The 13,060-nt window shown below is 28.8% G+C and carries 15 protein-coding genes; 11 read left to right on the top strand and 4 right to left on the bottom strand.

All coding sequences use genetic code 11. The features are described from left to right. Nucleotides 1-24: 24 nt before the first annotated feature. On the top strand, nt 25-960 hold the full coding sequence (locus T369_RS0102610) for a peptidylprolyl isomerase (protein WP_031551365.1): 936 nt from the start codon (nt 25-27) through the stop codon (nt 958-960). Nucleotides 961-1,045: 85 nt separating this feature from the next. On the opposite strand, the gene pflA is transcribed toward T369_RS0102610, so the two are convergent. The 4 genes from pflA to T369_RS0102590 all read right to left on the bottom strand — a co-directional run bounded on the left by pflA (nt 1,046) and on the right by T369_RS0102590 (nt 5,973). Next, nucleotides 1,046-1,837, bottom strand: coding sequence for a pyruvate formate-lyase-activating protein (gene pflA, locus T369_RS0102605; protein WP_031551363.1), 792 nt, complete (start codon nt 1,835-1,837; stop codon nt 1,046-1,048). Nucleotides 1,838-1,976: 139 nt separating this feature from the next. Then, entirely contained in the window at nt 1,977-4,217 is a 2,241-nt protein-coding gene (gene pflB / locus T369_RS0102600; RefSeq protein ID WP_031551360.1) for a formate C-acetyltransferase, read from the bottom strand. A gap of 430 nt (nt 4,218-4,647) precedes the next feature. After that, nucleotides 4,648-5,115 (bottom strand): peptide-methionine (R)-S-oxide reductase MsrB, encoded by a 468-nt coding sequence (msrB, locus tag T369_RS0102595; RefSeq protein ID WP_031551358.1) that lies wholly within the window; start codon nt 5,113-5,115, stop codon nt 4,648-4,650. 15 nt (nt 5,116-5,130) lie between these two features. Then, a complete protein-coding gene (locus tag T369_RS0102590; RefSeq protein WP_031551355.1) occupies nt 5,131-5,973 on the bottom strand; it encodes a patatin-like phospholipase family protein in 843 nt (280 codons plus the stop codon). Nucleotides 5,974-6,112: 139 nt separating this feature from the next. On the opposite strand from T369_RS0102590, the gene T369_RS0102585 reads away from it, so the two are divergent. From T369_RS0102585 to T369_RS0102535, 10 genes are all read left to right on the top strand, one after another. Continuing rightward, complete coding sequence (locus T369_RS0102585) at nt 6,113-6,712, top strand: NAD(P)H-binding protein (protein WP_031551353.1); 600 nt, start codon at nt 6,113-6,115, stop codon at nt 6,710-6,712. A gap of 141 nt (nt 6,713-6,853) precedes the next feature. Next, nucleotides 6,854-7,741, top strand: a complete 888-nt coding sequence (locus T369_RS0102580) for an ABC transporter ATP-binding protein (protein WP_031551351.1) — start codon at nt 6,854-6,856, stop codon at nt 7,739-7,741. A gap of 12 nt (nt 7,742-7,753) precedes the next feature. Next, on the top strand, nt 7,754-8,494 hold the full coding sequence (locus T369_RS0102575) for an ABC transporter permease (RefSeq protein WP_031551348.1): 741 nt from the start codon (nt 7,754-7,756) through the stop codon (nt 8,492-8,494). An 84-nt stretch (nt 8,495-8,578) separates the two neighbouring features. Next, nucleotides 8,579-9,670 (top strand): sensor histidine kinase, encoded by a 1,092-nt coding sequence (locus T369_RS0102570; RefSeq protein WP_031551345.1) that lies wholly within the window; start codon nt 8,579-8,581, stop codon nt 9,668-9,670. A gap of 11 nt (nt 9,671-9,681) precedes the next feature. After that, on the top strand, nt 9,682-10,281 hold the full coding sequence (locus T369_RS0102565; RefSeq protein ID WP_031551342.1) for a response regulator transcription factor: 600 nt from the start codon (nt 9,682-9,684) through the stop codon (nt 10,279-10,281). Nucleotides 10,282-10,675: 394 nt separating this feature from the next. Continuing rightward, nucleotides 10,676-11,041, top strand: a complete 366-nt coding sequence (locus tag T369_RS0102555) for a hypothetical protein (protein ID WP_031551336.1) — start codon at nt 10,676-10,678, stop codon at nt 11,039-11,041. A gap of 65 nt (nt 11,042-11,106) precedes the next feature. Then, nucleotides 11,107-11,460, top strand: coding sequence for a hypothetical protein (locus T369_RS0102550; RefSeq protein ID WP_031551333.1), 354 nt, complete (start codon nt 11,107-11,109; stop codon nt 11,458-11,460). Between the two features lie 39 nt (nt 11,461-11,499). Continuing rightward, nucleotides 11,500-11,865 carry a hypothetical protein gene (locus T369_RS0102545; RefSeq protein WP_031551330.1) on the top strand — a complete coding sequence of 122 codons (366 nt, stop codon included), beginning with the start codon at nt 11,500-11,502 and terminating at the stop codon, nt 11,863-11,865. A 27-nt stretch (nt 11,866-11,892) separates the two neighbouring features. Then, nucleotides 11,893-12,654, top strand: coding sequence for a hypothetical protein (locus T369_RS0102540; RefSeq protein ID WP_031551327.1), 762 nt, complete (start codon nt 11,893-11,895; stop codon nt 12,652-12,654). A gap of 26 nt (nt 12,655-12,680) precedes the next feature. Then, complete coding sequence (locus T369_RS0102535) at nt 12,681-13,022, top strand: hypothetical protein (protein WP_031551322.1); 342 nt, start codon at nt 12,681-12,683, stop codon at nt 13,020-13,022. Nucleotides 13,023-13,060: the final 38 nt, after the last annotated feature.

Below are 13,060 nucleotides of genomic sequence, written 5' to 3'. Positions count from 1 at the left end.
TTAAAATTAGGAGGAATTCTCACAATGAAAAAGTTTAAAAAAGCTATTTTACCTGTAGCACTTAGTATTTCAGTTATAGGTTTAGCAGGATGTTCATCTGGAGGAACTAAATATATTTCTAGTAAAGCTGGAGATGTAACTGAAAAAGACATCGTAGAAAGTATTGGTGCTAATCAACTTTCTAAAGCAGCAACAAGTATGATGATTCAAAAAGTTCTTTTAGATAAATATAAAAATAAAATCGATGAAAAGGTTATTGATGAACAACTTAAAAAAGCCCAAGAACAATACGGTGGAAAAGATAAATTCGAACAAATATTAAAACAACAAGGATTTACACTAGATAAATATAAAGATGGACTTAAAGTAAAAGCAGCGCAAACACTTATGATTAATGAATATGCTGGAATTACTGAAGATAAAATAAAAGAAAGTTATGAAAAGAATAAACATCAATATCACCTTGCTCACATATTAATCAGCGTGAAAAGCAATTCTAATCCTAATGGATTAAGTGATGAAGAAGCTAAGAAAAAAGCTGAAGAAGTTCTTAAAAAAGTTAAAGACGGCGGTGATTTTGCTAGTTTAGCTAAAGAATACTCTAACGATACAGAAAATGCTTCTAGTGGTGGAGATTTAGGATGGTCTTCTAAAGAAAATACTAAATTTGTATCTGAATTTAGTAATGCAGCTTACTCATTAAATAAAGATCAAGTATCAGATGTTGTTAAAACTCCATTTGGTTACCACATTATTAAAGTATTAGATACTAAAGATTCTTCATACGATGAATTAAAAACTTCTCTTGAAGAAAGAGCTGCTGAGCAAGCTGTAAAAAGTGATAAAACAATAGTAAGTAAAGCACTTAAAAAACTATTTGAAGAATATAATGTTAAATCTGATAATAGTGATGTAGAAGCGTACATTAAATCTATGCTTGAAGGATCTTCTTCAAACTAATAGCTTATTAAGAATACCATTCCAAATTGGAGTGGTATTTTTTTGTATATAAAAAAAAGAAGAAGACAAAAAATCTTCTTCCTTTTTAATTAGTATCGTCTCTTGCACGTAAAATTTTTATCGCATTTTTTACTCTATCTTTAGTTGGTGGATTTATGTCATTTAACTCATACTCATAGCCTAATTCTTTATATTTGAATTTAGCCATATCATGATATGGTAATACTTCCACTCTTTCTACACCATTTAAAGTATCAATAAAATCACGAAGCTTTTGTAAATAATAATCATCATCTGTCCACTTAGGAACTAGTACGTGTCTTATCCACATTTTTGCTCCATTATCGCTTAAAAATCTTGCAAATTGTAAGATATTTTTATTTGTTCTTTTTGTAAGTCTTATATGTTGTTCATCATCAATATGTTTTAAATCCATTAAGAATAAATCTGTTAATGAAATTAGTTCTAATATTTTTTCGTTCATAGTAGGAGTATTAACATAAAATCCTCCACACGTATCAACACAAGTATTAATATCTAGTGCTTTTAATTGTCTAAATAATTCAAGAACAAAATCCAGTTGTAGAAGAGATTCCCCTCCACTTACTGTAACTCCTCCGCCTTCACTGGCTTCGAAGAAATTTCTATATTTAACTATTTCTTTAGTTAATTGACTTACTGTAACGACTTTTGCATCCGGATTGTGCATCTTCCAAGTATCAGGATTGTGACAATATTTGCATCTTAACATACACCCTTGAAAGAAAACTACATATCTTATTCCTGGTCCATCTACGTTACCAAATGATTCTACAGAGTGAACATTTGCAGTTAGTTCATTTGTATCCTCAACAGGTGCTAAATTAGATAGTTTCATAATTTGCCCCCTCCTTTACTGTTTTCTATATACTTATTATAACGTATTCTACAACTTTGTGTAAATACTTTTACAACATATTACAATAAAAAAGTGGGGGCTAAGAGCCCCCTCCTTTTTTTTTTGTTTAATTATTATATTACATGAATTGGTGCATTGTACGGCTTAATACGTCACGTTGTTGTTCTGGAGTTAAACTGATTAGACGTACTGCGTATCCTGATACACGAATTGTGAAGTTTGGATAATCTTCTGGAGATTCGATAACTTTAAGTAAAGTTTCTTTGTTAAATACGTTAGTATTTAAGTGGTATCCACCTTGTTTGAAGTATCCATCCATCATTGCTGTTAAGTTTTTGATTTGGTCTTGTTTAGTTTTACCTAATGAGCTTGGTGTGAATGCTGCAGTTAAGCTGATTCCATCACGGCTGTATTCGTATGGTAATTTAGCTACTGAGCTTAAGCAAGCTAATGCTCCGCTTTGGTCACGTCCGTTCATTGGGTTAGCACCTGGAGAGAATGGTTCTCCTGCACGACGTCCGTCTGGAGTGTTACCAGTTTTCTTACCGTATACTACGTTAGAAGTAATAGTTAAGATAGAAGTTGTAGTTTCATCTGCACGGTAAGTTTCATGTTTTTTAAGTTTAGTCATGAACACTTTTAATAACTCAACAGCGATTTCGTCTGCGCGGTCATCGTTGTTACCAAATGTTGGGAATTCACCTTCAATTTTGTAGTCAACTGCTAATCCAGTTTCGTCTTCGATTGGTGTAACTTTAGCATATTTAATAGCTGATAAACTGTCTACTGCTACTGAGAATCCAGCGATACCTGTTGCCATGAATCTTCTTACTTTAGTGTCATGTAATGCCATTTCTAAGCTTTCGTAAGAGTATTTATCGTGCATGTAGTGGATTACGTTTAATGTATTGATGTATAGTTTACATAACCATTCCATGAATACATCGAATTTAGCCCATACTTCATCGTAGTTTAATACGCCACGGATTGGCTCAGTTTTTGGTCCAACTTGAACACCTGATAATTCATCGCGTCCACCGTTGATTGTGTATAGTAAAGCTTTAGCTAAGTTAGCACGAGCTCCGAAGAATTGCATATCTTTACCAGTAGTCATACCACTTACACAACAAGCGATAGATTTGTCACAAGTTCCTAAGAAGTCTGCTAATAATTCATCACTTTCGTATTGGATAGCACTGTGGTTGATTGAAGACTCAGCACAGAATTCTTTGAATCCAGTTGGTAATTTAGAAGACCAAAGGATTGTTAAGTTTGGCTCTGGAGAGTTACCCATGTTGTCTAATGTGTGGATGAAACGGAAGTCAGTTTTTGTAACTAATGATCTTTCTGCATCTAACATTTCACCAACGATTAATGTAGCCCAAATTGGGTCTCCTGAGAATAATTGGTTGTATTCTGGAGTACGAGCGAATTTAACGCAACGTAATTTTAATACTAAGTGGTCAATTAATTCTTGAGCTTGAGATTCATTAATTGTTCCATCTTGTAAATCTCTTTCGATATAAATATCTAAGAATGTAGCAATGTTACCGATAGACATCGCAGCACCGTTTTGTTGTTTGATAGCTGCTAAGTATCCAAAGTATAACCATTGAACTGCTTCTTTAGCGTTAGTAGCTGGTTCAGAAATATCGAATCCATAGATTTTAGCTAATTCTTTTAATTCACCTAAAGCACGGATTTGTTCGTTAACTTCTTCACGGTCACGAATAACGTGTTCAGTCATAACTCCGTCAGCTCCGATTTTAGCTAAATCTTCTTTTTTCCAAGCGATAAGTTGGTCTACCCCGTATAATGCTACACGACGGTAGTCACCAATGATACGTCCACGTCCGTATGCATCTGGAAGTCCAGTGATAACACCAGATTTTCTTACTAAACGCATTTCTGGAGTATATGCATCGAATACACCTTGGTTGTGAGTTTTACGGTAGTCAGTGAAGATTTTAATAACTTCTTCATCTACTTCATATCCGTATGCTTTACAGCTGTTTACAGCCATGTTAATTCCACCGAAAGTCATTAAAGCACGTTTAAGAGGTTTATCAGTTTGTAAACCTACAACTTGTTCTAAATCTTTTTCAATGTATCCTGGTCCGTGTGAAAGAATAGTAGATGGGATGCTAGTATCCATGTCTAGTGTTCCACCAGCTAAACGTTCTTGACGCATTAAATCATTGAATTTTTCTACTAAAATTTTAGTAGCTTCTGTAGGACCTTCTAAGAATGAAGAATCTCCTCTATATTCTGTATAGTTAGATTTGATAAAATCTACTAAATCTACTTCTGTTTGCCATTTACCACCAACGAATGCTTTTTTTTCTGCAACTGTTGTCATATATATGTCACTCCTTAAAATTTATAATTATATTGTGATAAATAAATTTAATAATTAAACTATTTGTTACACCTTTAGTTTACAATAAGCTCTTTTATAAGACAATATGATTTCGGTTCTAAATGTGTACATTTTGTGAACTCAAGTACTAGTACAGCTCATTATTTTTTGAAATTTTCCACTTAAATATAGTAAAATATTAATAATAATCTTTGAAATTCTGATGAAATCTTAATGAAACTCTAAAGAAAACGTCTTCTTTGGACTTTTGTTTTTTAAAGGTGTTTTAATTGTTTTTTAGAAACTGTTATTATACTGTTACTACAACACATGAAAAATCACTCTTATTTTTAGAGATTTTTATTACCAAAAAAAGAAAAAAAACGGTTCTAATTGATAATGCTTTTCATTTAGAAACCGTTTTTATTATTTATTCAAAAATACTTAATAAATATCCATATCCTTCTTTTTCTAGATCTTCTTTTTTAATAAATTTTAAGGCTGCACTATTTATACAGTATCTTAAACCACCTAATTCTAATGGGCCATCTTCAAAGACATGACCAAGGTGAGCGTCACCCACTCTACTTCTTACTTCAATTCTTTCCATAAGATGAGAAGTATCTTTATAATATTTTGTTACATCTTTTTCTATTGGCTTAGAAAAACTTGGCCAACCACAACTAGAATTAAACTTATCTTTCGAAGAAAATAAAGGTTCTCCAGAAGTAATATCTACATATATACCTTCTTCAAAACTATTCCAGTATTTTCCAGTATATGGACTTTCTGTCACATCTTCCATTGTTACAGCATATTCTATTGGAGATAATTCTTTCTTTAATGTTTCAACATCTTTTCTTTTATATAAGTCTTTATTAATTTTATTAGAATCCATAACTTATTCTCCTTATTACTCTGCTAAATAATTTTTAACTCTTTCTATCGACTCTTTACCATTCTTTATACCTAAATCATAAACATGTTGTAATTTGTCAGTATCTTTTTCTAGTCGTTTTATTGTTATTTCTTCATCTGGTCTAATTACTAGAACCTTACCTTGTTTTTCCAATTCCACTATTCTTTCAACAGTATCATTATAATCTTGATATCTGTTCTCTAACTTTTCAATAAGCTTTGGATATTTACCATAGGCTACTTTAAATTGAACACCTGTTGTTTTTTTCTTTCTATAATCTATAGGTCTTGTCAAAATTACTATAATTTTATCATAATTTTGTTTTTCAAAATAATCTACTGGTATACTGTTTGCTATACCACCATCTAGATACTTTTTACCATTAATTTCGATTATTTCAGATATAAATGGCAGCGCCGATGTCGCTCTTAATGTTTCCATTTGTTTAAAAGCATCTTCTATTTTGATATACTCTGCTTCCCCTGTTTCTATATTAGTAACTGTCGCAAAAAAGTTTATATCTGATTGTTTAAAAGTCTTATTATCAAATACATCTAACTGAAATGGAAGTTTATAATAAGTAAAATCTTTATTTATAAGGTTTCCTGTTCTCATTAAACTTTTTATACTCATATATCTATTGTCATTAATATATCTTAAGTTATATCGAAGAGCACGCTTAGGTTGTTTTGAAACATAGTTAATCCCAAAAAGAGTTCCTGCTGAGACACCAACTATGTCCGTAACTTTAATATTATTTTCCATAAATACATCTAGTACCCCGGCGGTGAACATCCCTCTCATCGCTCCACCTTCTAAAACTAATCCTACTCTCATAAAATTCCTCCTACCATTATAAATTGTTTTTATTATATCACTTTTTATTTTAAGAATAAATAATTTTACTTTTATAAATAAGCATGATAGTATATTTTAACAAATAAAGTTCAAATATAATTAAATTTTTGAGGTGTGTATGAATATCTTACTAATTGGTGGTAATGGCTTTGTTGGGAAAGAATTTATTAGACTAGCCGTTAATAGAAATATAAATATTAGTTATCTTTCTAGAAATAAAATTAACGAAGCAGAGTTCAAAAGTATTTCTTGGATACAAGGAGATATTTTTTCAATAGATGACATATATATAGAAGAAAAATTCGATGTCGCGATTCATTTAGTTGGAACAATAAAGAATAAACAACTTTACAAAAAGCTTAATACAGAAAGTGTAGCTAAATCTTTACAACTATGTTCTAAGTATAATATAAAAAAACTAGTATACTTCTCCGCAAAAGGTGGTTTTGCTGATTATTATAATAGTAAAAAGAACGCTGAACAAATAATCGAGCAATCTAATATAGATTACTTAATAGTTCGTCCTGGACTTATGTATGGAACAAACAGGTTATCATCTTACTTTAATGTAATACCAATTAAACTATTCGCTACATTAGGAATTAGCTTCTTTAAAAATGTTTACCCACTTCCAGTAAGTAAAGTCGTAACTAATGTTATTAATACCATTACAAATAATCCTACCGTTAAATATTTAGATATAGAAGAAATTAAATAATAGTTTTAAACTCCAAGCATACCTTGGAGTTTTTTTATTTTATGACAATGTGACATTTGTCATATTGTGTAATGACAAGTTCTACTGAAATTATATTTTTTACTTTGCTATAATTAAATCATCAAACAAGAGGTGACAAAAATGGAAACAAAAAAAGTTATAGAAATTAAAAATATTAATAAACAAATAAATAAAAAAAGAATTTTAAATAACATTTCATTCGATATTTTCGAAGGGGATTGCGTAGCTCTTATAGGACCAAATGGAGCTGGTAAAACAACATTAATGAATTGCCTTTTAGGTAATAAATTTATAGATTCAGGAAGTATTAAAATAAATAATTTACAACCAACAAATAATAAATTAAAAAAATCAGTTAATGTTCTTCCACAAGAAAATGTTGTTCCTCAAAAACTTAAAGTTAAAGAATTAATTGATTTTGTGAAAAAACTATATAAAGATCATTTATCTGATGAAGAAATTGACAACTTATTAAGATTTGATAGCAAACTAAAAGAAACTTTTGCCTCTAAACTTTCAGGAGGTCAAAGAAGACTTCTTTCTTTCGTACTTTCATTAATAGGAAAACCAAGTATTCTATTTTTAGATGAACCAACTGCTGGAATGGACACTTCAACACGTATTAGATTTTGGGAAATAGTAAATACATTAAAAAATGACGGCTTAACTATTATCTACTCTTCTCACTATATTGAAGAAGTAGAACATACTGCAGATAGAATATTAGTTCTTAATAAAGGGGAACTAATTCGTGATACTACTCCACACGCTATGAGAGCTGAAGAAGTAGAGAAATTCTTCACTTTACCTATTAAATACTTAGAAGTTATTGAAAACAATCCAGAAATTTACAACTTAGAAATAAAACGAGATAGTTTCAACTTCTTAACTAAAAAAACTGATTTAATTTGGAATACTTTACAAAAATCAGGATGTACTTTAAATGATTTAGAAATTCAAAACAGAACACTACTTGATAGTATATTTAATACTACTAAAGAACAATAAGGAGACAAGGCAATGAGCAATATAGGCACACTTTTAAAAATGGAATTTATTTTTACTAAAAGAAATTTATCAAACTTTATTATGGGATTAGGTTTCCCAGTAATCTTCTTTGTATTATTTTCAGGAATGCAACAATTTGATGATCCTGCTGTTCAAACTAAAGTTATTAAAGATATGCTAATTTCAATGACTGCATTCAGTAGCATAAGCTTTGCATTCTTCTCTCTACCTGTTTCTATTAGAGAAGATGAAAATAATAACTATCTACACTTAATTAACAATTCACCTATTAAGTTATCTGAATACTATATAGCACGTTTTATTCGTATTATTTTCACTTTTATAGTATCTGTTGTTGTAGTATTCATCGTTGGACATTTTCTAAGAGATGTTAATATGAGTGCACGTGAATGGATTATGGCAGGAGTATTAATGGTTCTTGGTAGTATTACTTTCTTAGGAATGGGACTATTATTAAGTCTAATTCAATCAGTAGAAAAATTAAGTTTATTAGCAAATATTTTATATTTAGGATTAGCTATGTTAGGTGGATTATGGTGGCCAACTTACCTATTCCCAGAATGGTTACAAAATATTTCTAAAGTAACTCCAACATATAACCTATTAGAATTTGTAAATAAATATCTTAAAGATGGAGTTTTCTCTTTCTCTTCATTTGGAGTTTTACTTGCTTATAGTTTTGGATTTATTATCCTTACTTTAGTAATTAAACGTAAAACAGAAACTAAATAAGCTAAGGGTGTGTGATTACATTATTCACACACCTTTAGTTTTGTGATATCATATAAAATATACCTTTAAATAAAGGAGACGAACATGAATAAAGTATTAATAAATAAAATTAAATCTAACTATATGTTTTTTATATCACTAGTATTTTTTGTTTTTCCACTAGTATATATAGTTAATGGTAGTTATCCAATTTATATATTGCCTCTGACTATAATGGCGATTGTTTCATATATTTCTATTCTATTTACTGAAAATAAGTATATTATTTTTATAGAATGGTTTTATTTAGCTTTCTATATTGCATTTATGGCACTATATATTAATCCAACGAATATGTTATTTTCTTTTTATCTAAGTAATCTATTGGTTTGGAGATTTCATGATGATTACACTACATATAGATCAATAAGTTTCTTTATAGTAATTAATTCAATTATGATTCATATTGCGCTAACATCACTATTTTTAGGTGATAAAGTAATTATGTTTTGTTTCTACTTCCTATGTCTCATTACGTACTTTCTACAAAAACGTGGTTACGAAAGAAACAAGCTAAAAAATGAACGTATTAAATATAACGAGCATATTAATATCCTACTAGCTGAAAATGAGCGTAATAGAATTGGTCAAGATCTCCATGATAGTATTGGACATACTTTTGTTATGTTAAAACTTAAGGCTGAGCTTGCAGAGAAATATTTACAAAAAAATAATATAGAAGCAGCAAAAAAAGAACTTAGTGAAATTAGTAAAATTAGTAAAGAATCAATGGATAATACACGTGCAATAGTTAATAAACTTAAACACCGTACCATTAAAGAAGAAATTAAAATTATCCAAGATATTATGATAATGAGTGATATTCAACTAAATCTTAATAACAATTTTGCTACTAAACCAACTGGGCTTCAAGAGTGGACTATTACGATGATTTTAAAGGAATTAACAAATAATATTATTAAACACAGTAAAGCTAATAAATGTGATATAATATTAGATGAGAGTAATAATAACTACACTATTACTGCTAAAGATAATGGTTGTGGATTTGAGGTAATAACAGGAAGTGAATTAGCTTCAATTAGGGAAAGAATAAAGGTAGTAGAAGGAAAAATAGAAATACTTTCTAAAAAAGAACCTACTATTATTAGAGTAACAATTAGTAAAGACAACTAATGGAGGTATTTATGAGATTATTAATTGCAGAAGATCAAAGTATGCTACGTGATGCTATGGCTACACTACTTCTTATGGAAGATTCAATCGATGAGGTATTACAAGCTAAAAATGGAAAAGAAGCAATGGATATATTGGTGGACTCTAGTATTGATGTAGCTATACTAGATATAGAAATGCCTGAAGCTACAGGTTTAGATGTACTAGAATTTATCCGTAATAAAGGTATAAGCTGTAAAGTAATTATAGTTACAACATTCAAAAGATCTGGTTACTTTGAACGTGCCATTAAAAATAATGTTGATGCATATGTTCTTAAAGATCGCTCTATCGATGAATTAATGAAAACAATAAATAATGTTTTAGCAGGGAATAAGGAATATTCACCAGAACTTATGGAAAATATTTTTACTAATCATAATCCCCTATCAAATCAAGAAAAAATATTATTAGTAAAAGTTAAAGAAGGTTTGTCTAATAAAGAAATCTCTTCAGAACTATATTTATCTGAAGGGACAATAAGAAATTATATTTCTAATATACTAACAAAACTTAATTGTAAAAATAGAACAGAAGCTGTAAAAAAGGCAACTGAAGAAGGCTGGATATAAAATGGAAAAGAATAAACTATCTCTACAGCTATCTAGAACAGCCCTTACAATAACTTTATTAATTTGGTTTCTCGCTTTAACTATCTACTGTGGTTATACATTATTTCTACTGCCTATCTTTTTTTTATACATAGTCCCAACTATATTTAATATTATCATTGCTTATGAAAAGAATCATAAAAAAAGTAATTCCTTAGCAGGGATTTTGGCAACACTTTTTTCATATATTGGTTTTGGGGTGATATCAATTTCTATGTATCCTTCGTATCTAGCCGATATAATTTATATATTATTTATTCCGCAAACTACCTTTTTAATACTTTCTTGTTTAATATTTAAAAAATAGAAAAAAACAGTTAGTATAATTAAAAAAATAAATGAGAGGAGTTTTATAATGAAAAACAACACTTTACCTCTAGTTTTAACAAGAATATCACTAGGTATAACTTTACTATATATAGGTGCACTATTTGTTTTATCCACACCATCTAGTTCAGATCGTAGTGTAGGAGATGGAATAGGTATGATGTTGGTATTCTTATTTCCACATCTAGTTACATTAGCAATTTCTACTATATTAAATATTATTATTTCATTTGAACGCATTATAAACCAACCACTAATAGTTATAACACTTATTGTTTATATTGCATCAGGATTACTAGGTGCTTTTTTCGTTCCTTTTTTTAGTAGTTTGACTATCCCAGCAATTACGATTCAAGTTATCTTATTATTAATTGCTTGTATAACCTTTAAATAGTGTCTTATTTTATAAAAGAAAAAAATACATTATTTCGTAAAAATAATATTCAGGAGGAATTTAACATGGAAAAGAATAAACAATCTCTTCAATTATCTAGAACAGCTCTTACAATAACTTTATTTATTTGGTTTCTAGCCTTAACAATCTTCTTGGCTTATACTTACTTCCTATTTCCAATATTCTTAATATACTTAATCCCAACTATATTAAATATTATTATTTCTTATGAAAAACGATATGAACAAGATGATTTCTTTGGAATGATACTTATCACACTACTTTCTTATATTATTTTTGGTCTAATAATAACTTTTATAGCACCTTTTCTATTCTATATATTTGCTATATTCTTTATTCCACAAACTATCTTTTTAATACTTGCTTATTTAACATTTAACAAAGACAGAATAAAATAATTAATATAGTTACAAAAAAGAATGAAAGGAGTTTTTAAAATGGAAAAAAATACAACAGCTTTAGTCCTTACTAGAATAACACTAGGAATAACATTACTATATATAGGTTGGCTATTTAATTTATTTGAATCATCTAGCTCCTATTCAAGCGCAGGAGGTGGAGTGGGTATTATAATGTTCTTCTTATATCCATATCTAACTGCTGTAGTAATAGCCGCTCTATTTAATATTATTATTTCATTTAAAGAAAGTATTAATGAACCCTTGATAATTATAACAATAATTATATACGTATTTGCCGGAATGCTAGGAGCACTTTTTTTCACATCTACAGTAATAATAGCTATTATCCAAGTAATACTATTAGTATTTTCTTTGTCAACATTTAAAAATAAAGATGATTAAAGAAATAATATTCAGGAGGATTCTAACATGGAAAATAATAAACTACCACTAATGTTTTCTAGAATAGCACTTGCAATAACTTTATTCATTTGGTTTGTATTTTTAACAGTTGGACTTGTTTTTTTATACTACCTAATATTTTTATTTATTTTATTCTTAATACCTACTATATTAAATATTAAGATTTCCTATAAAAAACACTATGAAGATAACAATCCCTTACCCCTGATATTAATAACACTTTTTTTATATATTAGTTTTGGAGCAATGTTGATTTCTTTATTCCCTGATTATTATTATATTCGTATACTATGTGTTTTTTTTGTTCCACAAACTATCTTTTTAATACTTGCTTGTTTAGCCTTAAAAAAATATAATAAAATGGCTAATATATTAAAAAGAATTAATGAGAGTAATTTTAAGTTGAAAAATAACACTTTACCTCTATTTTTAACAAGAATATCACTAGTAATAACTTTGCCATATATAGGTTGGCTAGTTACTATATTTGAATCATCTAGTTTATATTCAAGTGTAGAAAATTGGATGGATATGATTATTGAATATCTACCTTTTCATCTAGCAGCTGTTGTAACAGCTACTGTATTTAATATTTTCATTTCACTAAAACAAACTATTAATGAATCTATGATAATGACAACAATAAGTATATACGTAATTTCTGGAATGCTAGGAGAACTTTTTTTCCCATCTACTGTAATAATATCTATTATCCAAGTAATACTGTTAGTATTTGCTTTGGCAACATTTAAAAATAAAGATAATTAAAAAAATAATATACTGGAGGTTGTTAAATGAACAACAATGATTTTTCACTAGTCTTAAATAGAATATCTCTTGCGATAACTTTGCTATATTTTGGTTTTCTATTTATCTTATCTTCACCATCTAGTTCAGATCCAAGTGCAGGAGCTGGTGGAGGTATGTTATTAGCAATTCTATTTCCACATCTAATCGCACTAGCAATTGCAGCTATATTTAATATCATTATTTCATTAGAAGGAAGCATTAATCAAATATTAACAGGTATAACACTTATTTTATATATTATAGCTGGCTTACTTGGAACTATTATGGTTCTAGCGGTTTCTGTGCAAGTTGTTTTATTAAGTATTAGTATCTATAAATTCAAATAGAACTACATATCAAATAATTAATTTATAGGAGGTGTTTT

Origin of the sequence: Gemella sanguinis ATCC 700632 (assembly GCF_000701685.1) — a bacterium.
Lineage (GTDB): Bacteria > Bacillota > Bacilli > Staphylococcales > Gemellaceae > Gemella > Gemella sanguinis.
The sequence above is the reverse complement of the archived record's forward strand: the minus strand, read 5'-3'. Positions and strand labels throughout refer to the sequence as shown.